We start from the raw sequence: 25887 nt of genomic DNA, 5'->3' as shown, positions 1-25887 counted from the left end.
AGCGGCTACTGCGCCAGCAGATGGTCCAGCAATGCCGGATTCACGATCTGCGGTTGCTGAGCACAGGCCAGGTGGGCCGACTCGGGAACCACCAGCAGCCGACCGTCCTGGACGCCGTCGACGATCTCGGCCAGGACCGACGGTCCGGTCGCGGTGTCGTCGCGGCCCGCGATCGCCAGGGTCGGCGCGGAGATCGACGGCAGATCGGCGCGCTGATCCATCGCGGCGATCGCCTCGCAGCAGCCCGCGTACCCCTCTGCGGGCGTGTCGGCGACCATCGCCTCGTAGTACCGCTTCCGCTCGGCGTCGGCGGACAGGTACTCGGGGGTGAACCAGCGGCTCACCACCGCCTCAGCGATCGGCGCGACACCGTCCGCACGCACCGCGGCCGCCCGTTCCGCGTACGACTCGGCGTTGGCCAGCCGGGCCCCGGTGCACAGCAGCGCCAGGCGCCGAACGCGGTGCGGTGCGCGGACCGCGATCCGCATCGCGGTCATGCCGCCGAGCGAGAGCCCCACCAGGTGGGCGCGGTCGACGCCGAGACCGTCGAGGAGCGCCAGCACGTCGTCGGCGAGGTCGTCGATGCTGTACGGTCCGTCCGGCACCGGGCTCTGCCCGTGACCGCGGGTGTCGTAGCGGATCACCATGAAGTGCTGTTCCAGGTCGGCGATCTGCGCGTCCCACATCCGGTGCGTGGAGCCGAGCGAGTTGGAGAGCACCACGGCGGGTCCGTCGGGCCGGCCGCTGACCACCGCGTGGACGTCGACGGCGCTCATCGGATCGCCTCGAACACGGCCGCGAGTCCCTGGCCGCCGCCGATGCACATCGTGACCAGCACGTTTCGGGCGCGTCGTCGCTTCGCCTCATGGGCAGCGGTGACCACCAGCCGCGCGCCGGTCGCTCCGATCGGGTGGCCCAGCGAGATGCCCGAGCCGTTGGGATTGAGCCGCTCGTCGCCGGGCTCGACTCCCCATTCGGCCAGGACGGCCAGCACCTGCGCGGCGAAGGCCTCGTTGAGTTCGATGAGTTCGATGTCGTCGAGTGTCAGTCCGGCGCGCGCGAGTGCCTTGGCGGTGGCACCGACCGGTCCGATCCCCATCTCCTCGGGTGCGCATCCGGTGACGGCCCACGAACGCAGTGCGAGCATCGGATCGAGATCGCGCCGCTCCGCTTCGGCGAGCGTGGTGACCACCATCATCGCGGCGCCGTCGTTCTGGCCCGAGGCGTTTCCGGCGGTGACGGTCGAGTCGGGGTCGACGGCCAGGCGGATCGGGCGCAGTCGGGCCAGCGATTCGGCCGTGGTGCCGGGACGTGGATGCTCGTCCCGGTCGACGACGACGTCGGGGTCGCGGCGGCCGCCCGGGACGGTGACCGGAACGATCTCGTCGGCGAATCGGCCGGCCTCGATGGCGGCGAGGGCACGGCGATGCGATTCGGCGGACAGCCGATCCTGTTGCTCTCGGGTGAGTCCGTAGCGGGCGCGCAGATTCTCGGCGGTCTCGATCATCCCTCCCGGTACCGGATGCGACTGCCCGCCCGCCGTCAACCGAGCACGATCGAGGCGATCGCGCAGTTCCACGCCGCCCTGCCCGACCCCGGTGCGCAGGCCGAGCGCGTAGTGCTCGACGGTGGACATCGACTCGGCGCCGCCCGCGACGATCAGATCGGCCCCTCCCCCGGCGATCTGCGCCGCCCCGGACAGGACGGCCTGCAGACCCGAGCCGCAGCGGCGGTCGAGCTGCATTCCGGGCACCCCGGCGCCGAGTCCGGCGTCGAGGGCGGCGATCCGGCCGAGAGCCGGCGACTCGCCGCTCGGATACCCCTGTCCCAGCACGACGTCGTCGACCTCGTTCTCTCCGAGACCGGTCCGGGCGACGAGCTCGCTGAGCAGGTCCGTCGCGAGGCGGTCGACCGTCAGCTTCGCCAGCGCTCCGCCCATGCGGCCGACCGGTGTCCGCAGCGGGGAACAGATCACGATGTCGTCGTGGGTGCGAATGCCGGACGCGGTAGCCATGCGTCCAGCCTAGAAAGCCGGGACCCATATCGTGAAGTACATGTTCTACGATCGCTGAAACAGGAGAGGTATCAATCATGGAACTGCGGCATCTCCGGTATTTTCGCGTGGTCGCCGAGGAGCTGCACTTCCGTCGCGCCGCCGAACGTCTGCACATCGCGCAGCCGCCGCTGTCTTCGCAGATCAGACAGCTCGAAGAAGAGCTCGGCGTCCAGTTGCTGACCCGATCGACCCGTCGCGTGGAACTGACTCCGGCCGGGGAGGTGTATCTGGACCGGGTCCGCGAGATCCTCGACGCCGTCGATGCGGCCGGCGAGCAGGCGCACCGGGTGGCCGAGGGCATGCAGGGCGCGTTGACGATCGGGTGCGTCGGATCGGCCACCTATTCACTCTTCCCGCGTCTGGTGCGAGCGCTGCGCGACGAACTGCCCGGCGTCGATGTGAGCGTGCGCGGCGAGATGCTGGCCCCCGACCAGGTGACGGCGCTCGAGGCCGGCCGGATCGATCTGGCGCTGCTGCGGCCCCCGGTCACCAGTGCGCGCGTGGTGGTGGAGCCGGTGCGCCACGATCGACTGATCGCGCTGGTTCCCGACAGTCACCGGCTCGCCGGACGCGGCGAGGCGGATCTGGCCGACCTGCGCGACGACGACTTCGTGATGCACGCGGGCCACGGCCGCTCGGCGCTCAACGGACTGGTCACCGGCCTGTGCGCCGACGCCGGGTTCGTTCCGCGGATCCGGCACGAGGTGACCGAGACCTCGACTCTCGTCACGCTCGTGGCCGCCGGGCTCGGAGTGTCGGTGGTTCCCGAGCCGACGTCGGCTCTCGACATCGCCGGAGTCCGGTACCTTCCGCTGCGCCCCGAGGCAGGAATCGATCTGTCCGCGGCATGGATTCCCGAGCCGGCGTCTCCCGTCGTCGAGCGTGCGCTGACGGTCCTGCGGCGGATCGCCGCGGAGTGAGCCGGTACGAGGGCGCTGACGGTCCGCCCAATGGCGCCGGTTCGTCGTTCTAGGAACTTGTGCCGTAGTCCACCGACGAGAAGGTCCCCGTCGCGAACGACGGGGACCTTCTCGGAGTGCGCCCGTAGGGATTCGAACCCCAAACCTTCTGATCCGTAGTCAGATGCTCTATCCGTTGAGCTACGGGCGCGTAGTGGATCTTGCGATCCGCACTTCTTCAATTGTACCGGGTGCGTGTCCCGGTCGGCGGAGGCGAGAGGATTTGAACCTCCGGTTCCACTTTCATGGAACAACTCATTAGCAGTGAGTCCCATTCGGCCGCTCTGGCACGCCTCCCTGGTGGAGTCCTTTCGGGCCGCCGGGGCAAAACATTACACAGAGGGAGCGTCAGGACGCAAATCGCCGACCGGGTGAGCATCGACCCGCAGGTCAGACGTACATTTGAGGGGTGAGCACGCGAATCCGCCCCGATCTGGACACCCTGCCCGTCTACGTCCCCGGCAAGACCTTTCCGGGCGCGATCAAGCTCGCCAGCAATGAGGTGACCGACCCCCCGCTCCCCGGCGTGGCCGCTGCCATCGCCGAGGCCGCAGCGACGGCCAACCGCTACCCCGACAACGGGATGGTGGAGCTCACCGACGAACTGGCCAAGAGCCTGGGCGTGACCCCCGCGGAGATCCAGGTCGGCTGCGGATCGGTGATCCTCTGCCAGAACCTGATCACCGTCACCGCCGTCCCGGGCGACGAGGTGCTGTTCGGCTGGCGCTCGTTCGAGATGTACCCGGTGGCGACGCGCGTCGTCGGCGCCACCCCGGTCCAGATCCCGCTCACCGGCGACGCCGTGCACGACCTCGCAGCCATGGCGGGCGCGATCACCGACCGGACGCGCCTGATCTTCGTGTGCAACCCCAACAACCCGACCGGCACGGTGGTCGAGGCGCAGGCGCTGCGCGACTTCCTGGCCGCAGTGCCGTCAGACATCGTCGTCGCGCTCGACGAGGCCTACTTCGAGTACATGCGGCTGACCGGACCGTTCGCGTACGACGCCCTCGAACTGCGGCGCGAGTTCCCGAACCTGGTGGTCCTGCGCACCTTCTCGAAGGCGTACGGGCTCGCCGGCCTGCGGGTCGGATACGCGGTCGGCGATCCGGAGGTGATCACCGCGCTCAACAAGGTGCACGTGCCGTTCACCGTCAGCAGTGTGGCCCAGTCCGCGGCCGTCGCCTCCCTGCGCGCACAGGACGAGCTGCTGGCACGGACCGACGCGGTGGTCGCCGAACGTGAACGCGTCACGGCACGACTGCGCGAGCTCGGCTACCGGGTACCCGATTCACAGGCGAACTTCGTGTGGCTGATGCTCGGCGACGACTCCATGCCTTTCGCGACCGAGTGCGCCGAGTCCGGGGTGATCGTCCGACCGTTCGCGGGCGACGGGGTGCGGGTCACCGTCACCCATCCCGCAGAGAACGACGCCTTCCTCACCTTCGCGGAGAAGTACGCCGGCGCGCGGTCAGAGTGAGGGCGCGATGGCGTTCCACGCCTCGGGCAGGTCGCGCTTCCAGTAGTCCCAGCTGTGCGTGCCGATCAGGCGGAATCCCGAGGTGAAGGGGATGTCGTTGGCGCGCAGCAGTGTCGCGAACTCGAGCGAGCAGCGGTTCGCGCCCACCTCCAGCGCCGAACCGGCAGCGATCTGCGCGTTCTCCGGGCCGTCCTTGGGGTCACGCTTGGCGGCCAGGTCGAGCGGTCCCACCGCACCCGAACCGGACGAGATGTACAACGCCTTCCCGCGCAGGGCGTCCAGCTTGTGGGCGGGATCGTGCTGCACCCAGTCCTTGGAGCCGGGCGCACCCCACATATTGTCGGCGTTGGCGCCGCTCTTCGCGACGGTCGCGCGGACGTAGGCCTCGTTGGCCTGGCCCGAGACACGCGGGCAGCCGCTCATCGAGGCGACACCGCGGTACAGCTTGGGGTGGCGGGTGGCGAGGGCGAACGCCGACTGGCCGCCCATGGACAGACCCATCACCGCATTACGTCCGGACCCGCTGAACTTCGCGTCGATCACGGGCGGCAGCTCCTGCGTCAGGAAGGTCTCCCACTGAGGCTTGCCGAGCTTCTTGTCCGGCTTCTCCCAGTTGGTGTAGAAGCTGCCCGCTCCACCGGCAGGCAGGACGACGTTGACGTTGCGCCCGGCGAAGAACGACTCGGCGCCGCCCTTGGTGATCCAGTCGCTGACCTTGTCTCCGCCGTCCGCGCCGTCGAGCAGGTACACAGTGGGCCGCGGACCGGAGCCGCCGGGGCTGAGAACCGTGACCGGCACCGAGCCGTTCATCGCCGCCGACTCAACGGTGAGGTCCACCCGGTGAATGCTCCGAACCTTCTCCGCGACCACGTGCGCCCCCTTGGGAGCGGCGTTGACCGGTGCGGTCGACACCGACGCCAGCATGGCCGCAGCCGCGACGACAGACCCGGCGGTGACCAGCTTCAGTGACATACGATCGCACCACATGGTCGCCCAGCGTACCCGGCGAAAGTGTCGACCGTGTGAACGTCGATGCCGAGCAGCGTGCTGGGCCGGCACTAGGATCGGCGACATGACCGAGACGTCGACGCTGCCGGACGGCCGTCGCCACGCCTTCACCGCGCAGGTCCCCGTCAGGTGGTCGGACATGGACGCCTTCGGTCACGTCAACCATGCGCGGATGGTGACCCTCATGGAGGAGGCACGTATCCAGTGGCTCCTGAGCGCCGGGGACGACTACGCACCGCTCATCAAGAGCGCGATGATCGTCCACGTCGACATCCGGTACCGAGCACAGCTGCACCACGACGATTCGCCGCTCCGGATCGGGATGTGGATCAAGGGTTTCCGATCGGTCGACTTCACGATCGGCTACGAGATCGCCGGCGCCGCCGCGCCCGCGGGGGCGCGCCCGGCGTGCGTCGCAACCACTCAGATGGCCGTCGTCGACATCGAGAAGCACAGTCTGCGACGCCTGACCGCCGCCGAGAAGGACCGTCTGCGCGAGTGGACCCGCTCCTGAGGCTCAGGGCTCGTACTTCTCCGGAAGCTGCGCGGGTGCCGCCGAGCCGAGCTGAGCGATGTTGCCCTGCAGGACGTCCCGGTAGATGCGCAGTTGTTCTTCGCCGCTGCGCACCTGCTGCGACAGCCTGCGGGAATGGTCCGCGGACAGTTCGCGGTCGCCGGACCGCGACAGCAGATGGTCGATGCGCGCGTCGATGGTGGTGGCACGGTCGAACTCGTTGAGCAGCCGCAACTCGACGGCCGCGGACTCGACGGTCGCACAGATGTCGATGAGAGCGTGGACGCGGTCGATCAGTTCGGTCCACACCGGCCGCAACGCCTCTTCGCGCTCTCTGATGTGGGCGACGAAGCCGGGATCGAAACCGCCGTTGTCCCGAGCGCGGTCGAGATCGACGCGCAACGCCCGCAGCGCCACGACGTCAGAGGCGATCTCGGCGAGCTCGGCGTGCAGGTTCACCTGCACCCGCTGCATCTCGAAGTGGTCCGACAGCCAGGCCGGGTTGGTCCGGATGCGGTCGTAGTAGTGGCCGGCGACGAACAGGAGTGCCTCGTAGCCGTCGGCGAAGCTCGAACCGCGCGACGAGTCCTGCGTGGTGGGCATGGTCCCGAAGACTTCGTCGGCCCAGTGCTCCACCTGCCTGCGTCCGGCGCGCCCGGCGACCTTGTCGACGATTCCCGCCACTTTGTCCAGGGCATCGGTGCCGGCCCAGCGGGCACCCGAGGTGGACAGGTTCGCCACCGGTGTGCAGAGCAGCCCGGCGAAGAGTTGCTCGCGCTCATCGACCTCGAGGTAGACGTTCTCGCGGCGTTCTCGGCGAATGGCCCGCATACCCGACGGAAAGACGCCCTTGCCGGTGACGACCGCGCGGTGCGCCTCGTCGCGCCGGCGGGTGAGCCCGGCCATCCGGGACCGGATGATCGGGACCACGACGCCCGGCAGCATCGTCGACGCCAGTTTGCGCTCGGCGTGCACGATTCCGCGCTGCACGCGCCGCAGTTCACTGAATCCCGACTGCGGAACCGGCATCGGCAGTCCCTGCGAGACGCGGCGGACCACCGTCGCCCGCGCGGTGGGCACGAGATAGCCGGCAGCGATGAGAATGCACGCGGTGTCGGACAGTTCCGCAGGCTGCCCGGGCACCCGCGCATCCGTCGTCCACTGACGGAGATCGGCTGCCGTGACAGCACGCTGCGGTGAGGTCATGGCGCCGATTCTACCCGCGGACCCCGACAGATCGCGTGGGAGAATCCCGCCACAGCGGGGCGGTGAGGCGATGCAGCGACCACGCGACGGGCACGCTGATGACACTGGTCACGACGAAGGCCGCGAGGGTGGATCCGGTGAAGACCGAGTACCCGAGAAGATCCATCGTGAACTCCAGCACCATCACGTGGACCAGGAAGAACTCGTAGGAGATCTCGCCGAACCACACCATCGGCCGACTGCCGCACACCCGGGACCACGCGTCGTCGCCGGGGCCGATCGCCAGGGGGCCGACCAGACCCAGGGCCACCACCAGGTAGAGCGTGTGTTTGACGACCGTCGCTCCGGCGTCGGCCGGCACGATCGTCGGCTCTCCGGCGACCGCGCCGCCGCTGATCAGGAACGCACCGACCGCGACAGCGACGCTCGGGATCGCGGGCCACCGCGTCACCGTCCGGGCCAGGACGGCGAGCACCATCCCGCCGACGAACCAGCTCGCGAAGGCGGGCGGCCACATTCGCGCGGTGGGGTCGACGCCGTCGGACCCGTGCACCACCACCGTCCACAACGGCGAGACCAGCAGCAGCCCGCCCAGGCACACGAGCAGCAGGTCGGGCCGCCACCGATCGCGGCACACCAGATGCGCGATCGGCCACGCCACCAGCGGCAGCGCGATGTAATAGGCCACCTCCGCCGCCATGCTCCACATCTGGGTGAGGCCGGTGTGCAGGTGTCCGAGCCCGTACACCTGGGTGAATGTGAGGTTCCGCAGCAGGTCCGACCACCCCTGACCGAAGTCGGACGTGTCCGTGCGCACCAGGAAGATCGCGTACACCGCCAGCACCGTGACCCAGTAGGCGGGCACGATCCGCCGCACCCGATGCCATGTGTAGCGCCGCAGCCCCGGATACTCGGCCGGCGCTCCGGATTGCGTCTCCTGCAACGCCCGCACCCAGGGCGCGAACAGCAGGTAGCCGGAGAGGACGAAGAAGAGCGCGACGCCGACCTCGAAACGAGACAGCAACCGACCCACGTAGTCGTCGGTGTAGTGGCCGGTCCAGTACGCGGCGTGCGTGAGGCAGACCGACAGCGCGGCGACGGTCCGGACACCGGTCAGTGCGGGGACGCGGCGTCGCACCGGGGTCAGATCCAGCCCCGATCGCGTGCGATCCGCGCGGCCTCGGCCCGCGTCGACGCGCCGGTCTTGCCGATGGCCGACGACAGGTGATTGCGCACGGTGCCCGCCGAGAGGTGCACCTGCGACGCGATGGTCGCGACGGTCGCACCCGAGAGCGCGGCGGTGAGAACCTCGGTCTCGCGCGGAGTGAGCGGATTGTCACCGCTGGTGAGGCTCTCGGTGGCCAGCGTCGGATCGATGACGCGGAGCCCGGCGTGGACGCGTCGCACGGCGTCGGCCAGTTCGGCGGCGGGGGTGTCCTTGACGACGAATCCGGCCGCACCGGCGTCCACCGCGCGGCGCAGGTATCCGGGCCGGCCGAAGGTGGTGACCACCAGCGAGCGGACTCCGGGCAGTTCCCGCGTGATGCGGGAGGCCGCCTCGATGCCGTCGGCCCCGGGCATCTCGATGTCGAGCAGGCACACCTGGGCGCCGCTGGACCGCGCCGCGTCCACCACCTCGTCTCCCCGGCCCACCTGCGCGACCACCGCGAGGTCGGGCTCGAGATCGAGCAACGCCGCGAGCGCACCGCGGACCAGCGCCTGGTCGTCGGCCAGCAGCAGTCGGATGGTCTCCACCGGTCCCCCTCTCGGAGAAGAACCTACCGTCCCTCGTCCACGCTCGCGGTCACCGTGGTGCCGGTGGCATCGGAATCGACCGTCAGGCGTCCGCCGCCGGCATCGACCCGTTCAGCGAGCCCGCGCAGGCCGTTCCCGAAGGTCAACAGCGGCGAGCCGTGACCGTTGTCGGCGACGGTCAGGCTGTGATCGGTGAGCGTCACGACGCATCGGGTGGCTCCGCTGTGGCGGACCACATTCGTCACCGACTCGCGCAGCACCCATGCGAACAGCGCCGCGTGCGGACCGTCGTAGGCGTCCGGATCCGGCAGGTCGGCGTCGATCTCCGCCGCCGTCAGCGCGATCTCCGCGGCCGCGACCACACTCGGCAGTTCCGGCGCACGCAGGTTGCCGACCGTCGACCGGACCTCGGCGAGCGCCTGCCGGGCGAGCGCGTTCAGTTCCGCCATCTCCTGCTTCGCCCGCGCCGGATCGAGATCGACGAGCCGGCCCGCGAGCTCGGACTTCACCGAGATCACGGTCAGCGAGTGCCCCAGGATGTCGTGCACGTCGCGGGCCACGCGTTCGCGTTCGGCGACCACCGCGAGCTGCCCGTTCAGCTCCCGCTGGCGTTCGGCGGCGAGTTCCCGGTCGCGCTCGCCGTCGCGCATCACGCGCGAGAACCCCATCGTGATGCCGACGACCAGCAGGACGATCAGGAAGCCGCTGTCGAGCTCCCACCCGAACAATTCCGGGACGACCACCGCCGAGACGAGGACCGCCGCCACCCCGGCCAGCGAATACCCCACCCGCCACGGTGCCGCGAAGGCGACCGCCGCCATCACGAACGGCGCCACGGAGAACGCGTCCGCGCGCAGCAGCGGCATCAGTCCGATCATCAGAACCGCGAGCAGGGCGATCGCGGCGTTGCGCGCCGGCGCGGAGCGGGGATCGCAGTCGAACATCGAGTACACGCACAGCAGCAGATAGACGACGACGAACACCGCGATGATCGCCAGGGCCAGAGCTTTCATCAGCCATCGCGCGTCGGCGGTGATGATCCCGGCGATCGGATACCCCATGAACAGCAGCCACACGGCCGCGAACAGCCAGCGCCCGCTCCGCCACGGTGAGGTGGGGGCGGGCGCTGCGGTCATCGGTTCCTCCAAACTGGTCCCGGCACGGCGCGAACTACTGCCTGCGCGTGCTGCGGTTGTAGAAGTAGCTTGCCGCAACGGCGAATGCGATGGCCCAGAAGGCGATGTTCGCGATGATCACCCACAGGGAGATCGGGGTGCCGTAGACGGTGACCCCGTGGTCGAGCGGGTAGCGCGCCAGCGAGACGACGCCGAACATCGGGGTGAACTCGGCGATCCGCAGCATGGTTCCGTTCAGGGGGACGAAGACGTTGCCCGCGAAGGCCAGCAGCGCGAGCACGCCGCCGAGGGCCTGCATGGCGCCGTCGGACTTCAGAATGCTGCCCAGTGCCAGCCCCAGCGCCGCGAAGACGGCCGAGCCGAGCCACGCCAACACCAGGCACACCGCCCAGACTCCCACCGGGGCGGTGGCTCCGGAGATCGCGCCGACCACGGCCAGCAGCACCACCGGCAGTGCGCTCATGGTCAACGCGAGCGCGACCTTGGTCGAGACGTAACCGGCGGGCCGCAGCGGGGTCATCATCAGCGTGCGCGTCCAGCCGGCCTGCTGCTCGATGGAGACCGCGGCGGCGTTCGACGCCGCCGCCAGCACCGCGCCGTACAACGCCATGCCGACCAGGACGTAGAAGGCGACGTTGCCGCTGCCGACCGTCTCGGAACTCTTCTGGGTGGCGCCGAAGACGAGGTACAGGAGGGCGGGCATCGCGACCGTGAAGATCATCGCTCGCCGGTTCCGCAGAACGCGGCGGATGTCGTTACGGAGATAGACGGTCGACACGCTGCTCGCAGCGAGGGTGGAATTGAGACTCATGGCAATGCCTTTCAGGTCTCGGCGCGTCAGGCGCCGGTGGTCAGCGCGACGAACGCGTCTTCGAGGTTGTGGCTGGCGATCTCGAGATCGCGGGCGCGGGTGCTGGTCAGCAGGTGGCGGGCGAGGACGTCGGAGTTCTCGAGAGACAGATAGATCCGGCCGCCGCGCCGTTCGGTGACCTCCAGGTCCGGGAACACCCGCTGGAGACCGGGCACGGCGTCGTCGTCGAGGACGGCCGAGACGATGCGGCGGCTGGCCCGGGCGCGGATGTCGGCGGTGGAGCCGTCCGCGACCACCCGGCCGCTCGCCATCATCACGATGCGGTCGGCGAAGGAGTCCGCCTCCTCCAGATAGTGGGTGGCGAACAGGACGGTGCGGCCGTGCTGGGCGTCGGCTCGCATGGCGGCCCAGAAGGTCCTGCGCGACTCCACGTCCATCCCGGCGGTCGGCTCGTCGAGGACGATGAGGTCGGGATCGGGCAGCAACGCCAGCGCGAACTTGAGTCGCTGCTGCTCACCGCCCGAGCACCGGGAGACCTTGCGAGCGCCGAGATCGGCGATGTCGGCACGGCGCATCACCTCGGGGATGTCGGCGGTGCGCCCGTGAAGCGCGGCGACCGTGGAGACGGTCTCGGCGACGGTGAAGTCGTCGAGCAGTCCGCCGGTCTGCATGACCGCGGCGATCCGGCCGGCGCGCGCCGCCTCGCGCGGATCGCGGCCGAAGACCCTCACCTCGCCGGAGTCGGGTGTGGTGAGGCCGAGGATCATGTCGATGGTGGTCGTCTTGCCCGCACCGTTGGGTCCGAGGAAGGCCACCACCTCGCCGGGCTGGATCTGAAGGTCGATGCCGTCGACGGCCTGGACGGTCTCGCCCTTCGAGCCGCGGAACCGCTTCGACAGATCGGAGATGGCGATGGCCGGAACCGTCGACGCGGTTCGCGCTGGGGTGAGATGTCGCTGTGTCATGACATTCACTCTCCCGCCGGGGGACGCCGGTCACCCAGAGCGGATGTCATCGGTTCGCCATGACGTTTGTCATGGGCCCGGCACAACGCTTCGCGATCGCGGCAATCGGTGTAGCCAGGGCCGCCGACGGGGCCGGTCGTTGCCCGGGTCACACCGTGCAGGCACAATCGAAGGACGAGGACCTGCGAAAACAGTCGGGAGTTGAACGCGATGAGAGACGGCGCCGGCGTGTCGACTCGCGTCCGCCGTGCCTACGAGCAGTTCCTCGCCGGTGTCTCACCCGCCGACGACTCCGTGCGCTCGCTGGTCCGGGAATCGTGGGAGCGGTCCCGCAGCCGAGGAGTGGATCCCAGTGAGGTGGAACCCGGCCACGACGCCGGTGCCCCCATGTCGGGTGATGCCTTCGACGCCTACCGCTCGTCGCATCGGCTGGCGGCCGTGCGGCCGCTGGTGCAGTCGCTGATGCTCGACGACATCGCCGATTCCGGCGTGGTGGTCGCGCTCACCGACAACCAGGGCCGGCTTCTGTGGGTGGAGGGCGACCACGGCGCCCGTGACGCCGCGGCCCGCATCAACTTCGTCGAGGGCTCGGTGTGGAGCGAGGACACCGTCGGCACCAATGCGCCCGGACTCGCCCTGACGATGAATCGCGGTGTGCAGATCATCGGTCCGGAGCATTTCTCCGGACCCGTCCAGAACTGGAACTGCGCCGCGGCCCCGGTGCATGATCCGGTGTCGGGCGAGCTGCTCGGCGTCGTCGACGTCACCGGCGGACCCGCGGCCGCGGCACCGTTCGCTCTCGCGGCGGTCCGATCGGTGGTCGCCGCGGTGGAGCGGGAACTGCAATCACGCGCCGTCGACCTCGCCGCACCCGAGACCTTCGTCCGACCCGACACGCGCCCCCGGCTGACCGTGCTGACCGACGGCCCCGCCCACTGGCACGATGCCGCGGGCGCCGCCCGACCGCTGTCGCCGCGGCACGCGGAGATCCTGCTCCTGCTGCAGAGCTACCCCGAAGGCCTGGGCACCGAGCAACTCGCGACGATGCTCTCGGACGAGGTGCTCGGCGCGGTCACCGTGCGCGCCGAGATCTCGCGGCTGCGGCGCGACCTCGGCGATGTGATCGCCGCCCGCCCGTACCGGCTCACCGTCGACGCCGGCTCCGACGTCGACGAGTTGCGCGGGCTCATCGCCGCGGGCGATCTGACCGCGGCGGTCCGGGCGTTGGGGCGCGGCGGACTGCTGGCCGAGTCCCTCGCCCCCGGCGTGGTGGAACTGTTCGACGAAGTGCGCGAAGACCTGCGATCGCGCATGTTCGGCACCGGCGACCTCGTCGCCCTGAACGCGTGGGTCGCCTCGCCGCACGGCCGGGACGACATCACCGCGTGGAACGCGCTCGCCCAGCGGCTCCCCGCCGGACATCCGCAGCGGGCGGTCGCACAGGGGCGGGTCCGGCTGCTCGATCGGCGGTTCGGAGTGCGGCGCTGAGGGCGCCGGGCGCACCCCGCGCCGCGATGCAACGCGACTGCAACCACACCACCCCTAGTGTGTGATTCACCTCACCGATTGAAGTGAATCCACGAAGGAGTGCAAGCATCATGACCGTCTTCGCAAAGCCCGGAGCCGACGGCTCGCTGATGAGCTACCAGTCCCGCTACGACAACTGGATCGGCGGCAAGTGGGTTCCGCCGGTGAAGGGTCAGTACTTCGAAAACCCGTCGCCCGTCGACGGCAAGACCTTCTGCGAGGTGGCCCGCTCCACCGCCGAGGACATCGATCTGGCGCTCGACGCCGCGCACGCCGCCGCACCCGCGTGGGGCAAGACGTCGGTCGCCGAGCGCGCCGCCGTCCTGAATAAAATCGCCGATCGCATGGAGGAGAACCTCGAGGCGATCGCCGTCGCCGAGTCGTGGGAGAACGGAAAGGCCGTCCGCGAGACACTCGCCGCCGACATCCCGTTGGCGATCGACCACTTCCGCTACTTCGCCGGCGCCATCCGCGCCCAGGAGGGCGGCATCTCCGAGATCGACAAGGACACCGTCGCCTACCACTTCCACGAGCCGCTGGGCGTCGTCGGTCAGATCATCCCGTGGAACTTCCCGATCCTGATGGCGACCTGGAAGCTGGCCCCGGCCCTGGCCGCGGGCAACGCGATCGTCATGAAGCCGGCGGAGCAGACCCCGGCGTCGATCCTGTACGTGATGAGCCTGATCGGCGATCTGCTGCCGGACGGCGTCGTGAACATCGTGAACGGCTTCGGCGTCGAGGCGGGCAAGCCGCTCGCCTCGAGCAACCGCATCCGCAAGATCGCCTTCACCGGCGAGACCACCACCGGCCGCCTCATCATGCAGTACGCGTCGGAGAACCTGATCCCGGTGACCCTGGAGCTGGGCGGCAAGAGCCCGAACATCTTCTTCGAGGACGTGATGGCCTCCGACGACGGCTTCCTCGACCGCGCACTCGAGGGCTTCTCGATGTTCGCCCTGAACCAGGGCGAGGTGTGCACGTGCCCGAGCCGCGCGCTGGTGCAGAGCAGCATCTACGACGATTTCCTCGAGCGCGCCGTCGCCCGGGTCGCCGCCATCAAGCAGGGCAACCCGCTCGACACCGACACCATGATGGGCGCCCAGGCGAGCAACGATCAGTGGGAGAAGATCAAGTCGTACCTGGAGATCGGCAAGCAGGAGGGCGCCAAGGTGCTCACCGGCGGCGAGCCCGCCGATCTGGGCGGCGACCTCTCCGGTGGCTTCTACATCCAGCCGACCGTCTTCGGCGGCAAGAACGACATGCGGATCTTCCAGGAGGAGATCTTCGGACCGGTCCTGTCGGTGACCTCGTTCACCGATTACGACGACGCGCTCTCCATCGCCAACGACACGCTGTACGGCCTGGGCGCCGGCGTGTGGAGCCGCAACGGCGCCGTCGCCTACCGCGCGGGCCGCGACATCCAGGCCGGCCGGGTGTGGACCAACACCTACCACGACTACCCGGCGCACGCCGCCTTCGGCGGATACAAGCAGTCGGGCGTCGGCCGCGAGAACCATCTGATGATGCTCAGCCACTACCAGCAGACCAAGAACCTGCTGGTCGGCTACGCGCAGAGCGCCAAGGGCTTCTTCTAAGCCGGCGTGCGATGAACGAGCCTGCAACCGTCGCGCGCGTGGTTGCCACCGACTCCGCCGTGGAGCTCCTGACCAAGCTGTCGGAGCTTCACGGCGGGCTCATGATCCATCAGTCGGGCGGATGCTGCGACGGCTCCGCTCCGATGTGCTACCCGGTCGGCGAGTACCGGGTCGGCCAGCGCGACGTGCTCGTCGGCGAGGTCGAACTGCCCGAACCGCTGCCCGCGGTGCGCATCTGGATCAACGGCGACCAGTTCGAACTGTGGAAGCACACGCAGCTGATCCTCGATGTGGTTCCCGGCCGCGGAGCCGGATTCTCCCTCGAAGCCCCCGAGGGCGTCCGGTTCCTGTCCCGATCGCGGGTGTTCACCGATGAGGAGAACGCCGCACTCGCGGATTCGCCGCCCCTGACCGGGGCAGACCTGGACGTGTAGCGGCGACCCGCAGAATTTTTGGCTCCCGGAACGGTCTGAGAGACCGTTCCGGGAGCCAAAGTTTTCCCGATCGGAGCTCACCCGGCGAGCAGCACCCCGCCGAGTGCCACACCGGCCACCAGGACGGTGGTCAGCGCCGCCTGGACGAAGGGACGCCATCCCACCCTGCGCATGACCTCCATGCGGACGCCGAGTCCGAGAGCCGCCATCGCGATCGTCAGCAGCACCACCTGCGCCTCGTGCCCCACGGAGATGACCGCCGAGGGCAGCCCTCCGGTGGACCGCAGGATCGCGCACGCGACGAATCCCACCACGAACAGCGGGACGATGGGAGGCCGCTTGCCCGCTACCCCGGTGGCGCGGCGCTGACGGATGCTCAGAACGGTGACGACCGGCGCGAGCATCATCACGCGGGCCAGCTTCACCACCACCGCGACGGTGAGCGCGCCTCCGCCGATCATCCCGCCTGCGGCCACCACCTGCGCCACCTCGTGGATCGAGCCGCCGGCCCACAGCCCCGCGACCTCGTCCGAGAGCCCCATCGCGTTGGAGAACAGCGGGATCGCCGGAATCATCAGCGTTCCGAAGATGACGACGGTGCCGACCGCGGTGGCGGTGTCCTCGTCGTCGGCCTCCACCACGCCGTCGACCGCCGCGACCGCCGCCGCACCGCAGATCGACATGCCGCAGGCGATCAACAGCCGGCGGGCGAACGGAATGCCCAGCGCCCGTCCGATGAGCAGACCCCCGACGATGCCGCCGACGACGATCGCGACCACCACCAGAATCATCCCGAATCCGAGTCCGAGCACATCGCCGAGAACCAGTTGCAGCCCCAGCAGCGCGACACCGATGCGCAGCAGCGTCTTCGACGCCAGCGTCAGTCCGGGCGCCGCGGCGGCAGGCAGCCGGACCACGTTGGCGACCACCGCGCCGATCACGATGGCCAGCAGGAGCGGACTGACCGCAGGCAGCAGCAAGGTGATGCCGGTGGCGGCGAGGGCGACCGCGCCGCAGATCAGCAGCCCCGGAACCACGGCGCGGGGATCGGGCCGGTCGCCTCTCCCGGACTTTCCGGCACGATGCAGTGTCTGAGTCATACCTCCACGGTCGGCGAACCGGAGGCGATCGGGAACCCGGAGATCCGATATACAGACATATCAAATCGATATGGTCATGACCCCGTCCGTCTCGCTAAAGACTGGCCTCCCGGCCGAGCCGGGAGGCGAGCTTCTGCAGCATCAGCAGCCCGGCGCCCATCCGGTCGGCGAACTCCAGCAGCCGGTCGACGGCGGCCGAGTCGGGATTCTCCAGCCGGAAGGCCAGCAGCTCCCGGGCACCCGCGTGCATCACGCGCGCCGTCAGTTCCGGATCGAGCTGGTCGAGCCCGATGTCGGCGACGACCTCCGCCAGGTACTTCCGCACCCGCTCCTGCGACACTTCGAGCCGCCGGCCGAACTCGGCAGGCGCCCCCAGCGGGGGCGACAGAAACAGCCGCCAGCTCGCCGGATTCTCGTCGATCGCCTCGATCAGCCGCGCGAGCACCGCACGCAGTTGCTCGAGTCCGGCGAGACCCTCCGCGCTCGCGACAGCGGCCGCGAAGTCGGCCTGGTCTCGGTCGCCCTCGCGATCGACCAGCGCGACGAACAGTCCGGTGACGTCGCCGAACTGCTGATAGATCAGCGTCCGGTGCACTCCGGCCTCGTCGGCGATGCGGGCGGGGGTCGCGGCGTGAAAGCCCTCGCGGTCGACGATCGCGAGAGCGACGTCGAGAATCTGCTCACGCCGGGCCGCACCGCTCATCCGCCGACGCACGTTCTCCGAAGTCACCCTTGACATCGTAGTTCACACATTGTTAGTTAGTAACTAACAATGTGTTAGTTACCCCGGAGGGCCGCCGTGACCACCTATTACCCCGATCTCGCCGACGTGGTCCGCCGACAAGCCGACGCCCTGCCCGAGGTGTACGGCGACGTCGACTTCAGCGGCGTTCCCTACCGGTTCACCACTGACCCGGACGTCGAATCGGCACTACCGGCGTGGGTGGGCGGCCGGTCCCGCTACCTGTCGGACGAGCGAATCGTGGAGCTGATGACCACGTCGACGATGCTCGGCGACGTGGTCGCCGACAGGTATGCGGCGCTCGCGGCCGACCACAGCGTCTCGGAGCTGATCTCGATGCTCCGCACGGCGTGCCGCGAGGGGATCGACGCCGTCGAAGACGCGCCTTCCGAACTGGCGTCGTTCCTGGAAGCGATGGAGACCACCCCCGACTGGATCGATCTGGACCTGGTCGCCGAAGGCGCCCGCCTGTCGCGAGTGCCGTCCGCGCTGCTCTCGCCGTTCATCACCCGCGGGGCGTTCATCGCCACCTTCACGAATCTGTACGCCGCACTTCCGATGGTGATGACCGGCGCACTGACCGGCAAACGCGCGGCACGGCGGGTCAACGAGACGACGAGCTTCTTCGCGGTCACCACGCTGCCCGGCGCACTCGACCGCGACGGCGCGGGGTTCGAGGCCGCCGCGATGGTGCGACTGATGCATTCGATGGTGCGGTACAACGCCTTGCGCCGATCCGGAACCTGGGATGTCGACACCTACGGAATCCCGATCCCCCAACTCGATCAGGCACCGGCCGGTCTGATGGGCGCGTTCATCCTCGCCCAGCGCGCATTGCGACAGGGTCGCTCCGAGTTCACCCGGGCCGAGCGGGCGACGGTGGAGTTCCACCGGTACCGCTGCTTCCTGCTCGGGCTTCCCGAGGAACTGGTCCCCGCCACGCCCCGGGGAGTGGTCGACGTGTTCACCGGCCGCGCTGCGCTGCTGCGCGCCGGATTCGACGGCTCGTGCGCGTCACTGGTCTCGTCGACGATGAACGCCTACCTGCGCTCGGGACACACCGCCTTCGACCGTGCCGCCGAATCCGTCGAGCGCAGCTACAGCAAGATCGCGTTCATGATCGCGTTCTGCCAGGGGAATCGCCGTGCCGCGGCACGGATGGGCGTCGAGATCGCCGCCGCCGACTTCGCCAGGATCGCGGTCACCGCACCGTTCATCGTCGGTCGCCTCGCGGCCGCCCAGTACGCGACGCGGATCCCGTTCCTCGCCCCGCACGTCGACCGGTACGCGACGCGGATGGTCGAGCGACGGCTCGCCGACTACGGCAAGCCGGAGTTCCGGACCGACCACACCGAGTACGCCGTCGCGCACTGAACGATGCACGACCGCCGGCGCGACCGGGGTACTGTCCAGCCGTGGACTTGCGATCGATCGACCTGGGGGCGCTCGAGTTGCTCGTCGGAGTCGACGACCACGGCAGTCTGAGCGCGGCGGCCCGCGCGTTGCACGTCGCACAGCCCAATGCGTCACGGGCCATCGGGCGGCTGGAACGCCTGCTCGGCGTCCGTCTGCTCGATCGGGTCACCACCGGCTCCCGCCTCACCCCGGATGGGACCGTGCTGGTGCATTGGGCCCGACGCACCGTCGACGATGCGCGCGCACTGCTGGATGTGGCGGCCGGGCTGCTCAGCGATACCGCCGCCGAGGTGACCGTCGACGCCTCGATGACGGTCGCCGAACACCTGATGCCCCTGTGGCTCGGGACATTCCGCACCGACCATCCCGAGACCACCGTGCACCTGCGGGTCCGCAACTCCAGCGCGGTGTTCGAGGCCGTCGCCTCGGGCGCCTGCGACGTCGGCTTCGTCGAGAGCCCGTCGATTCCGTCCGGACTGCACAGCGCGGTGGTCGCGCGCGACCGCCTCGTGCTCGTCGTTCCGCCCGGCCACAAATGGTCGCGCCGTCGGCGCCCCATCGACATCGCCGAACTCGCCGCGACGCCGCTGCTGGTCCGCGAACCCGGATCGGGCACGCGCACGACACTGGAGGTGGCGTTGACCGGATACGACATCGCCCCGCCGATCCTCGAACTCGGCAGCAGCGCCGCGATCCGCACCGCGGTGGCCGGCGGGGTCGGCCCCGCCGTGCTCAGCACCCTCGCCGTCCAGGAGTCCGCGCGCAGCGGCGAGTTGCGCGTGATCGATGTGGACGGGCTCGATCTGACCCGGGAACTGCGCGCCGTGTGGCGACCGCCACGCACTCTCCAGGGCCCCGCGGCCGAACTCGTCCGGATCGCCCGCCGGTCGGCACAATAGATCCGTGACCGCCGACCAGCCCGGCTACGACGCCCTCGCCGACCTCTACGACAGAACGTTTCCGGATCCGTTTCAGACGGCGCTCGAGCGCCGGGCCGTCGACGCCTTCGCGGACATGGTGCTCGAGTCGCGGCCGGATGCGGGGGTCGTCGACGTCGGCTGCGGCACGGGCGGTGTCTCCGCGCACCTCGCCGGACGCGGGCTCAGCGTGTGCGGCGTCGATCCGAGCGCCGGAATGCTGGCGGTGGCCCGACGGAGGCACCCGCAGCTGACGCTCCGGACGGACGACGCCCGGCTGGTCACCGTCGACCTGTCACGGGTGGGCGGCGTCGTGGCGCGGCACAGCCTGATCCACGTACCTCCGGACGAGGTGCGCGAGATCCTCGTCGATTGGTCGGCACGACTGTCCGCCGGCGCCGTGGTGCTCATCTCGACGCAGGCCGCCGACGAGCCCGGTGTGCACGAATTCGATCACGCCGTCGCAAAGGCGTGGCGCTGGCATCCGGACGCGCTCGCCGACGCGGTCGTCGCGGCCGGCTTCGCGGAGATCTGGCGCACGGTGAGCCGAGCGGACGCCGACCACCGCTTCCCCGACGTCCATCTGGCGGCGCGGCGCCCATGACCGATCACGCTCCGGTCCCGCCGTCGCGACCGTCGGTCCGCGCACTACTCCTGTCGCGGCCGTCCACCCGTGGACGCTGGGCTCCGGCACTGCGCGGAGGGCTGGCCTTCCTGCTGCCCGCGCTGACGCTGTACGGGCTGGGATTCGAGCGAAACGCGGTCCTCGCCGCACTGGGCTCGTTCGCGCTGATGTACGGCGAACGTCGCCCGTACCGGATCAGGTGGCGGGTGAACCTCACCACGGGTCTGCTGCTGGTCGCCTCCGCGGCCCTGTTCGGCGCGCTCGGCTCATGGATGGGTCCGGGTGGATCGACGGCTCGCGAGATGACGATGGTCGGCGCGCTCGCGGCGCTCACCGCCGTCTCGGTATTCGGGGTGAACACCCTGCGTCTGGGGCCTCCCGGTCCGTTCTTCCTGGTCTTGGTCGGAGGTGTCGCCGTGGTCGTCTGCCGCGCCGGCGGCTCCGCCGCGACGGTGGCCCTGTGTACGGCCGCGGGCGCGGCCGCCGCGTTCATCGTCAGCATGTCGCCCGGACTGTGGCGCCCGCACGGACCCGAGATCGCCGCCACCGAGACCGCACTGGCCGAGGGCGAGCGCTTCCTCGCCGACAACCGCGAGCCCTCCCGCAGGCACAGTGTCGCGGCGTCGACGCTGAACGCGTGGTCGGTGCTGCACGACGCGGCGCAGATCGACGGCGATCTCGCACATCGTCTCTGGCTCACTCATCACCGCGTTCACGGCGCCGAGGCCGGCGCGCTGATGGCGCCGCTCCCCCGTCCCAGCATCGTGCACCGCCTCAGATTCGGAGCGCGCCTCGACAGCCACGCGACAGTGACGGCCACCCGGGCGACGGTGGCCACGCTGCTCGCGGGCGGGGTCTCGGTCCTCGCCGGCCTGGGACGCCCCGACTGGGCGATCATGGGCGCGGTCCTGGTGCTGCAGTTGGGGCCCGACCGTGTCCGCGGCGCGGTGCGCGGTGTGCACCGCGTGCTCGGAACGCTCGGCGGTCTGGCGATCTTCGCCGTGCTGCACACACTCGATCTGCACGTCGCCGCGCTGATCGTGGTGCTGGCCGTGCTGAACATCATGATCGAGCTGACCGTCACCACCAACTACGCGCTCGCGGTCACCTTCATCACGCCGCTCGCGCTGCTGATGGGAGCGCCGACTCAGCCGCTCGGCGAGCAGATGCTCTCACGCGTCATCGAGACCCTGTTGGGCGTCGCGTTCGCGGTGGCGACGATGTGGCTGCTGTTCCCGCGGATCCACCGCAGCACCCTCCGCTCCGCGGACGAGGCGGCCAGGGCGGCGTGTTCCGATGTGTTGAACCGGGCGAGCACGGATGTTCCCGCGTCGGCGTCCATGCGCGTGTCGCGGCGCGACCTCCAGTGGCAGTTGCTGGAAGCCGAGCTGGCCGCGACCGACAGCGCGAACGACGAGCCCGCCTGGGCGTACCGCTACTGGCCCGCCCATGCGGCGGTCCGATCCGTGGGCTACGACACGCTCGGCGCCTGCTGGCGCGCCGGCCCCGACACCCTGATCGGCGAGACGATCCGCGCCGACCTCGCCGACCGCGTCACCGCGAGCCGCACGATCGGCCTCACCCCTCCCCCGACTGAGCGAGGCCCTGAACAGGCAGGTTGAGCGGCCTTCATATAGGCCAGTTGAGCGAGCGCAGCGAGTCGAAACCTACCGACCGCCACACCCCACACTCACCGACCCCGACCCCGACCCCCTCAGTACCCCGCATCCGGCTCGACCACCGCCAGCAGCTCCTCGCCCGCTTCGAACCGTCGGATGTTCTCCGCGAGGAAGGGCGCCATCTCGCGCGTGAGCCCGGACGCCGGATTGGCCACGTGCGGGGTGATGATGACGTTGGGCAGCGACCAGAGCGGATCGTCGTCCGCGGGCGGTTCCGGATCGGTGACGTCGAGCGCCGCGCCCGCGATCACTCCCTCCGACAACGCCCGGTGAAGAGCAGCCTGATCGATCAGCGGCCCGCGGGCGATGTTGACGACCCAGCTGTGCGGGTGCAGTCTGCCGAGGGTCTCGTCGTTGAGCAGGTGACGGGTATCCGGAGTGTCGGGTGCGGCGAGCACCACGTGGTTGGTACGCTCCCACACCTCGTCCATTCGGTCGGCGGGCAGCGTCAGCTCAGCGCCTTCGACGGCGCGGCCGCTGCGGTTGACGGCGATCACCGAGGCGCCGCACGCCGCCAGACGCGGCGTCAGCTCGCGCCCGATCCCGCCCGCACCGATGATCGCGACCGTCGCACCCCGCAGTGTCCGGACGGCCGGGTCGATCCGTTCCTTCGCCCACCCGTCCCGGACCGCCGTGTTGATCTGCCGAAGCCCGGCCAACAGCAACGCGAGGGCGTGTTCGGCGACGCCCGCTGCGTAGAAGCCCGAGGCGTTGGTCCAGAGTCGACGGCCGTCCAAGACGCCGGCGTCGACGAAGCGTTCGATACCGGCGGTACTGAGCGCCACCCAGCGGACGGCGTCGCCGAGTTGCGGGAAGCCGTCCGGCCCGCCGATCCAGACGAGAGCCTCGGCGTCGTCGAGCCCGGTCACCTCACTTCCGGCTCCGGTCACCGCCTCCGACAGGTGCCGGTCCACAACCGGTTCGATCGCGATCTTCACGAGCGCCTCCTCATCGTTACCGCCGACCGCGTCGTGCGGCCTTGCCGAAGTTCTTGCCTGCGATCTTGCCCGCCGCCTCGCGATTCGCCCGCTTGGCGGCAGTCTTCTCCTTCGCGGTCCGCTTGGGCTGCGGCTCCCTGCCGCGCGACGAGTTCGCCCCGCGACCACGGACGAGTCCGACGAATTCGTCGGCGAGCTGGGACGTGGGCGACGGCCAGACCAGTCCCACCCGGCTGACGGGGGCGTCGAGCAGCGGCCGGTAGACGAGGTCGCGGCGATGGTGCAGCCGGGCCAGCGACTGCGGCACGGCGAGCAGTCCGGTGCCGGCCGCCACGAGTTCGATCGCGTCGGCGGTGGTCGCCGGACGGTGGTCGAGCAACGGCCCGGGCCACCGATCCCAGGTGAGGGCGTCGTCGAGGGGCGACAGAAAGGTCTCGTCGGCGACGTCGTCGGCGCGCAACTCGTCCGTCAGGGTCAGGTAGTGGTCCTTCGGAACCACGACCACAGTGGTCTCGACGTACAGATCGATGGTGTGATGGGGTCCGGGATCGACGGCGTCGAGGGCCTCCGGCAAGCGTGTGACGGCCGCGTCGACCGCGCCGTCGGCGAGCAGCCGCACGCTGTCGGACACGCTGCACGCCACCAACTCGAGCGGCACGTCGGCGAACCGTTCGCGCCATTTGCGTTCCCATTTCGCCGGCGTGACGCCGGGGACGTACGCCAGACGGAAGCGGCGGTGCGCAGCGGCGTTCTCGGCCGAGTCGGGAGTCACGGGGAAAGACTATCGGGGCCGGGCGGTCACGCGCCGCGTCCGGCGACGGCGAGCAGCCGGTCGGCGGGGTGATCGGAGGCGGCGGGCAGCGCTGGACCGAACAACCCGAGCGCGCGAAGGTCCTCGATGATGGGCGTGCCCACATCGAGCAGGTGAGCGACCAGTTCCGCCGGGGGCGACCATTCCACGCCGAGCGCGTCGGCGAGGTCCTTGCTGTGCAGGGTCAGTTCCAGCAGCCGCAAATGCATCAGCGAGGCGCCGGTGCGCCGCCCGGCCCGGTGATCGACCAGCGCGGTCAGATCCGCGTGCTCGGCCGCCTCCCGCAGTCGGTGCTCCTGTTCCCAGAAGCTGCCGACAGCATCGGCGCCGATGTAGTCGACACCGCGGGTAGCCGCCGTGTCCGCCGCGCTGCCGCCGTCGAGCAGGATGGCGTACCGCTGCGCACCGCCCGCGACATGGTCGACGAGCTGTCGGACCGTCCAGTCGCCGCAGCCGCCGGCGCGGTCGAGATCGCCGTCGACCCGCTCCAGCAACTCCACCCACAGCGTCTCCGCGGAACCGAGCAGTTCGTCGCCGGCCAGTGCCGCGACCACCTCGTCGGCGGTGCGCAGTTGCACGCCGATCGACTCCAGATCGGCCAGCCGAGCCGGCGTGACCTGCGAGGTCGCGTCGGAGATCAGGACGGTGCGGTAATCGAGTTCCGAGGCGTCGAAGAGGGTGGCCCGGGGGCAGTTGGGCAGATTGCAGCCCGCGACCACCACGGTGCTCACGTCGTGGTCACCGAGCAGCGAGTCGAGGGGCGTGCGGAAGAACGCCGACCACCGGGGCTTGTACACCACGTACTCCGCAGCGCCGATCTGCTGCACCGCACCGAATCGCAGTGAATCCCAATCGAACTCGACGGGACCGGGCAGCAGATCTGGGGGAATCTCAGCTCCCGGAGTGCCCGGCGCGACGACCGCGTCACCGGCCTCGACCGCGGCACGCCGGAGCAGGTCGACGTCGCTCTCCCCCGGGCGGTACGACCGCACGATGTGGACCACCGGCCGGCCGAGCCGACGGAACTCCGCGACCGCCGCCGTCATCGCCGGCAGGGCCTCGCGCGTGCCCGGCACAGCAGCCGGGCCGTCGACGAAGTCCCGCTGGACGTCGATGAGCACCAGCGCCGCGTCGGCCCAGTCGGGAACGAGGTAGTCGGCCACGTCATCGATGGTCGCACAGCGCTGCGCAGAGCGTCAGTCGCCCGCCGGCAGCGGAATGTTCTGAAGGCGCAGCTGCCCGCGGGCGAGATCCTTGCCGGTGGCCTCGTCGCTGATCCGGACGAGCCAGAGCTGCTGCGTGCGGCCCTGAACGATCGGTTCGGCGACCACCCGCGCACGAGTACCTCGCGACGACCGCAGGAAGTCCGTCGAATTGTTCAGCCCCACCGCGAACTGCCCGCGGTCGGCCACGGCCACGCTGGCGCCGATGCTGCCCGCGCTTTCGACGATGGCCGCGTACACGCCGCCGTGGACCACACCGAACGGCGTGTGGTGCCGCTCGTCGAGATCGGCGTATCCCTCCACGCGAGTGCCGGAGGCCTCGGTGACGACGAGCCCGGAAGCGTCCATGAACTCGCTCGACGTCGACGGAATCGGTGCGGTGTCGGTCATCGTGTCTCTCCTGCGATCGATGTCGGCGACACGTTGCCGCTGACTTCTGATAGAGAAGTTAGATCGCCGATCGACTGACTGTCAACATCGAAGCCAGCTAGACTGGCGACGTGGACTGGCTGGATTTCGACACCGACAACTGCTCCGTCCAGCGCACGCTCGACGTCATCGGCGACCGCTGGAGCGTGCTCGTGCTCCGCGAGGTGTTCAACGGCGTGCGCCGGTTCGACCGCATCAAGCAGCACACCGGGATCTCCGACTCGGTCCTGTCCGACCGTCTGCGCAGGCTCCTCGACGCCGGCGTGCTGGTGGCCTCCGAGTATCGGGAGCCGGGGTCGCGGCGCCGGAAGGAGTATCGACTCACCGACGCCGGGCTCGACCTTCAGCCGGTGCTGATCTCCATGCTCCGGTGGGGCGACAAGCACCGCGCCGACCCGGCGGGCCCGTCGCTGAACGTGGTGCACCGCGGGTGCGGCGCTCCGGTGCGCACCGAGATCGTCTGCGACGCCGGGCACCCCGTGCCCCAGCGCGAGGTGCGCAATGAACCGGGTCCGGGTGCACGCAAGCGCGCCACCGGGCCCGTCGCCTGACGCATCCGCG

Annotated in this window: 26 protein-coding genes, 2 tRNA genes and 1 pseudogene; 11 read left to right on the top strand and 18 right to left on the bottom strand. The window is 69.9% G+C overall.

Annotated elements, in window-relative coordinates:
- Positions 1-5: 5 nt before the first annotated feature.
- The gene (pcaD, locus tag ACZ5QD_RS16480; RefSeq protein WP_045537888.1) at positions 6-776 is read right to left on the bottom strand and encodes a 3-oxoadipate enol-lactonase; all 771 of its coding nucleotides are present in this window, start codon (positions 774-776) and stop codon (positions 6-8) included.
- Positions 773-2014, bottom strand: coding sequence for an acetyl-CoA C-acetyltransferase (locus ACZ5QD_RS16475; protein ID WP_045537890.1), 1242 nt, complete (start codon positions 2012-2014; stop codon positions 773-775). The genes pcaD and ACZ5QD_RS16475 overlap by 4 nt, the downstream gene beginning before the upstream one ends.
- Before the next feature lie 77 nt (positions 2015-2091).
- On the opposite strand from ACZ5QD_RS16475, the gene ACZ5QD_RS16470 reads away from it, so the two are divergent.
- Complete coding sequence (locus ACZ5QD_RS16470; protein ID WP_045537891.1) at positions 2092-2976, top strand: LysR family transcriptional regulator; 885 nt, start codon at positions 2092-2094, stop codon at positions 2974-2976.
- A 117-nt stretch (positions 2977-3093) separates the two neighbouring features.
- Here the strand turns inward: ACZ5QD_RS16470 and ACZ5QD_RS16465 are convergent.
- Positions 3094-3166, bottom strand: a tRNA-Arg gene (locus tag ACZ5QD_RS16465).
- Between the two features lie 57 nt (positions 3167-3223).
- A tRNA-Ser gene (locus ACZ5QD_RS16460) sits at positions 3224-3312 on the bottom strand.
- Positions 3313-3424: 112 nt separating this feature from the next.
- On the opposite strand from ACZ5QD_RS16460, the gene hisC reads away from it, so the two are divergent.
- Positions 3425-4495, top strand: coding sequence for a histidinol-phosphate transaminase (gene hisC, locus ACZ5QD_RS16455; RefSeq protein WP_464366946.1), 1071 nt, complete (start codon positions 3425-3427; stop codon positions 4493-4495).
- Here hisC and ACZ5QD_RS16450 read toward each other — a convergent pair.
- Positions 4487-5467 (bottom strand): alpha/beta hydrolase, encoded by a 981-nt coding sequence (locus tag ACZ5QD_RS16450; RefSeq protein ID WP_082083920.1) that lies wholly within the window; start codon positions 5465-5467, stop codon positions 4487-4489. The genes hisC and ACZ5QD_RS16450 overlap by 9 nt on opposite strands.
- A gap of 100 nt (positions 5468-5567) precedes the next feature.
- On the opposite strand from ACZ5QD_RS16450, the gene ACZ5QD_RS16445 reads away from it, so the two are divergent.
- Positions 5568-6017, top strand: coding sequence for an acyl-CoA thioesterase (locus ACZ5QD_RS16445; RefSeq protein WP_045537897.1), 450 nt, complete (start codon positions 5568-5570; stop codon positions 6015-6017).
- Between the two features lie 3 nt (positions 6018-6020).
- Here ACZ5QD_RS16445 and ACZ5QD_RS16440 read toward each other — a convergent pair whose 3' ends face one another.
- From ACZ5QD_RS16440 to ACZ5QD_RS16415, 6 genes are read right to left on the bottom strand one after another with little or no spacing between them, the layout of a single operon-like run.
- Positions 6021-7223 carry a hypothetical protein gene (locus tag ACZ5QD_RS16440; RefSeq protein ID WP_464366945.1) on the bottom strand — a complete coding sequence of 401 codons (1203 nt, stop codon included), beginning with the start codon at positions 7221-7223 and terminating at the stop codon, positions 6021-6023.
- Between the two features lie 10 nt (positions 7224-7233).
- Positions 7234-8361 (bottom strand): acyltransferase family protein, encoded by a 1128-nt coding sequence (locus ACZ5QD_RS16435; protein WP_006897469.1) that lies wholly within the window; start codon positions 8359-8361, stop codon positions 7234-7236.
- Positions 8362-8366: 5 nt separating this feature from the next.
- Positions 8367-8978, bottom strand: coding sequence for a response regulator transcription factor (locus ACZ5QD_RS16430; protein ID WP_222110892.1), 612 nt, complete (start codon positions 8976-8978; stop codon positions 8367-8369).
- Between the two features lie 23 nt (positions 8979-9001).
- Complete coding sequence (locus tag ACZ5QD_RS16425; RefSeq protein ID WP_045537903.1) at positions 9002-10114, bottom strand: sensor histidine kinase; 1113 nt, start codon at positions 10112-10114, stop codon at positions 9002-9004.
- Between the two features lie 34 nt (positions 10115-10148).
- Complete coding sequence (locus ACZ5QD_RS16420; protein ID WP_006897472.1) at positions 10149-10925, bottom strand: ABC transporter permease; 777 nt, start codon at positions 10923-10925, stop codon at positions 10149-10151.
- 26 nt (positions 10926-10951) lie between these two features.
- Complete coding sequence (locus ACZ5QD_RS16415) at positions 10952-11890, bottom strand: ABC transporter ATP-binding protein (RefSeq protein ID WP_222110893.1); 939 nt, start codon at positions 11888-11890, stop codon at positions 10952-10954.
- A gap of 210 nt (positions 11891-12100) precedes the next feature.
- Here ACZ5QD_RS16415 and ACZ5QD_RS16410 point away from each other — a divergent pair, with 210 nt between their 5' ends.
- The 3 genes from ACZ5QD_RS16410 to ACZ5QD_RS16400 all read left to right on the top strand — a co-directional run bounded on the left by ACZ5QD_RS16410 (position 12101) and on the right by ACZ5QD_RS16400 (position 15446).
- Complete coding sequence (locus ACZ5QD_RS16410; RefSeq protein WP_464367280.1) at positions 12101-13378, top strand: transcriptional regulator; 1278 nt, start codon at positions 12101-12103, stop codon at positions 13376-13378.
- A gap of 110 nt (positions 13379-13488) precedes the next feature.
- Entirely contained in the window at positions 13489-15012 is a 1524-nt protein-coding gene (gene exaC, locus ACZ5QD_RS16405) for an acetaldehyde dehydrogenase ExaC (protein WP_006897475.1), read from the top strand.
- An 11-nt stretch (positions 15013-15023) separates the two neighbouring features.
- A complete protein-coding gene (locus ACZ5QD_RS16400) occupies positions 15024-15446 on the top strand; it encodes a DUF779 domain-containing protein (protein WP_045537907.1) in 423 nt (140 codons plus the stop codon).
- Positions 15447-15523: 77 nt separating this feature from the next.
- Here ACZ5QD_RS16400 and ACZ5QD_RS16395 read toward each other — a convergent pair whose 3' ends face one another.
- Both ACZ5QD_RS16395 and ACZ5QD_RS16390 read right to left on the bottom strand, forming a co-directional pair.
- Positions 15524-16546 carry a YeiH family protein gene (locus tag ACZ5QD_RS16395; RefSeq protein ID WP_082083922.1) on the bottom strand — a complete coding sequence of 341 codons (1023 nt, stop codon included), beginning with the start codon at positions 16544-16546 and terminating at the stop codon, positions 15524-15526.
- A gap of 94 nt (positions 16547-16640) precedes the next feature.
- Positions 16641-17276 carry a TetR/AcrR family transcriptional regulator gene (locus tag ACZ5QD_RS16390; protein WP_231650119.1) on the bottom strand — a complete coding sequence of 212 codons (636 nt, stop codon included), beginning with the start codon at positions 17274-17276 and terminating at the stop codon, positions 16641-16643.
- A gap of 69 nt (positions 17277-17345) precedes the next feature.
- Here ACZ5QD_RS16390 and ACZ5QD_RS16385 point away from each other — a divergent pair, with 69 nt between their 5' ends.
- From ACZ5QD_RS16385 to ACZ5QD_RS16370, 4 genes are read left to right on the top strand one after another with little or no spacing between them, the layout of a single operon-like run.
- Positions 17346-18662, top strand: a complete 1317-nt coding sequence (locus ACZ5QD_RS16385) for an oxygenase MpaB family protein (protein ID WP_006897479.1) — start codon at positions 17346-17348, stop codon at positions 18660-18662.
- Between the two features lie 41 nt (positions 18663-18703).
- Positions 18704-19603, top strand: a complete 900-nt coding sequence (locus ACZ5QD_RS16380; protein ID WP_006897480.1) for a LysR family transcriptional regulator — start codon at positions 18704-18706, stop codon at positions 19601-19603.
- A gap of 4 nt (positions 19604-19607) precedes the next feature.
- Positions 19608-20225 carry a class I SAM-dependent DNA methyltransferase gene (locus ACZ5QD_RS16375; RefSeq protein WP_006897481.1) on the top strand — a complete coding sequence of 206 codons (618 nt, stop codon included), beginning with the start codon at positions 19608-19610 and terminating at the stop codon, positions 20223-20225.
- On the top strand, positions 20222-21868 hold the full coding sequence (locus ACZ5QD_RS16370) for an FUSC family protein (protein ID WP_045537911.1): 1647 nt from the start codon (positions 20222-20224) through the stop codon (positions 21866-21868). The genes ACZ5QD_RS16375 and ACZ5QD_RS16370 overlap by 4 nt, the downstream gene beginning before the upstream one ends.
- A gap of 92 nt (positions 21869-21960) precedes the next feature.
- On the opposite strand, the gene ACZ5QD_RS16365 is transcribed toward ACZ5QD_RS16370, so the two are convergent.
- The 5 genes and pseudogenes from ACZ5QD_RS16365 to ACZ5QD_RS16345 all read right to left on the bottom strand — a co-directional run bounded on the left by ACZ5QD_RS16365 (position 21961) and on the right by ACZ5QD_RS16345 (position 25287).
- Positions 21961-22863, bottom strand: coding sequence for a D-isomer specific 2-hydroxyacid dehydrogenase family protein (locus ACZ5QD_RS16365; protein ID WP_464366944.1), 903 nt, complete (start codon positions 22861-22863; stop codon positions 21961-21963).
- A gap of 16 nt (positions 22864-22879) precedes the next feature.
- Positions 22880-23635: a LysR family transcriptional regulator substrate-binding protein gene (locus ACZ5QD_RS16360; protein ID WP_464366943.1), complete on the bottom strand. Its 756-nt coding sequence runs from the start codon at positions 23633-23635 to the stop codon at positions 22880-22882.
- Between the two features lie 26 nt (positions 23636-23661).
- Positions 23662-24174 carry a TIGR03086 family metal-binding protein gene (locus tag ACZ5QD_RS16355; protein ID WP_464367279.1) on the bottom strand — a complete coding sequence of 171 codons (513 nt, stop codon included), beginning with the start codon at positions 24172-24174 and terminating at the stop codon, positions 23662-23664.
- Between the two features lie 33 nt (positions 24175-24207).
- A pseudogene (locus tag ACZ5QD_RS16350) lies at positions 24208-24837 on the bottom strand (cysteine hydrolase family protein); the annotation flags it as partial.
- 33 nt (positions 24838-24870) lie between these two features.
- Positions 24871-25287 carry a PaaI family thioesterase gene (locus tag ACZ5QD_RS16345; protein ID WP_006897487.1) on the bottom strand — a complete coding sequence of 139 codons (417 nt, stop codon included), beginning with the start codon at positions 25285-25287 and terminating at the stop codon, positions 24871-24873.
- A gap of 110 nt (positions 25288-25397) precedes the next feature.
- On the opposite strand from ACZ5QD_RS16345, the gene ACZ5QD_RS16340 reads away from it, so the two are divergent.
- Positions 25398-25877: a winged helix-turn-helix transcriptional regulator gene (locus ACZ5QD_RS16340; RefSeq protein ID WP_006897488.1), complete on the top strand. Its 480-nt coding sequence runs from the start codon at positions 25398-25400 to the stop codon at positions 25875-25877.
- The last annotated feature ends 10 nt before the right edge of the window (positions 25878-25887 follow it).

It is taken from the genome of Gordonia sp. J1A (assembly GCF_055393515.1).
This window is presented reverse-complemented; position numbering and strand designations above follow the sequence as displayed.

Coding starts and splice junctions, on each gene's coding strand:
- ACZ5QD_RS16370 (WP_045537911.1), top strand. CDS start 20,222: ATGACCGATCACGCTCCGGTCCCGCCGTCGCGACCGTCGGTCCGCGCA.
- pcaD (WP_045537888.1), bottom strand. CDS start 776: ATGAGCGCCGTCGACGTCCACGCGGTGGTCAGCGGCCGGCCCGACGGA.
- ACZ5QD_RS16475 (WP_045537890.1), bottom strand. CDS start 2,014: ATGGCTACCGCGTCCGGCATTCGCACCCACGACGACATCGTGATCTGT.
- ACZ5QD_RS16450 (WP_082083920.1), bottom strand. CDS start 5,467: ATGTCACTGAAGCTGGTCACCGCCGGGTCTGTCGTCGCGGCTGCGGCC.
- ACZ5QD_RS16415 (WP_222110893.1), bottom strand. CDS start 11,890: ATGACACAGCGACATCTCACCCCAGCGCGAACCGCGTCGACGGTTCCG.
- ACZ5QD_RS16345 (WP_006897487.1), bottom strand. CDS start 25,287: ATGACCGACACCGCACCGATTCCGTCGACGTCGAGCGAGTTCATGGAC.
- ACZ5QD_RS16395 (WP_082083922.1), bottom strand. CDS start 16,546: ATGACTCAGACACTGCATCGTGCCGGAAAGTCCGGGAGAGGCGACCGG.
- exaC (WP_006897475.1), top strand. CDS start 13,489: ATGACCGTCTTCGCAAAGCCCGGAGCCGACGGCTCGCTGATGAGCTAC.
- ACZ5QD_RS16410 (WP_464367280.1), top strand. CDS start 12,101: ATGAGAGACGGCGCCGGCGTGTCGACTCGCGTCCGCCGTGCCTACGAG.
- ACZ5QD_RS16400 (WP_045537907.1), top strand. CDS start 15,024: ATGAACGAGCCTGCAACCGTCGCGCGCGTGGTTGCCACCGACTCCGCC.
- ACZ5QD_RS16445 (WP_045537897.1), top strand. CDS start 5,568: ATGACCGAGACGTCGACGCTGCCGGACGGCCGTCGCCACGCCTTCACC.
- ACZ5QD_RS16470 (WP_045537891.1), top strand. CDS start 2,092: ATGGAACTGCGGCATCTCCGGTATTTTCGCGTGGTCGCCGAGGAGCTG.
- ACZ5QD_RS16440 (WP_464366945.1), bottom strand. CDS start 7,223: ATGACCTCACCGCAGCGTGCTGTCACGGCAGCCGATCTCCGTCAGTGG.
- ACZ5QD_RS16425 (WP_045537903.1), bottom strand. CDS start 10,114: ATGACCGCAGCGCCCGCCCCCACCTCACCGTGGCGGAGCGGGCGCTGG.
- ACZ5QD_RS16420 (WP_006897472.1), bottom strand. CDS start 10,925: ATGAGTCTCAATTCCACCCTCGCTGCGAGCAGCGTGTCGACCGTCTAT.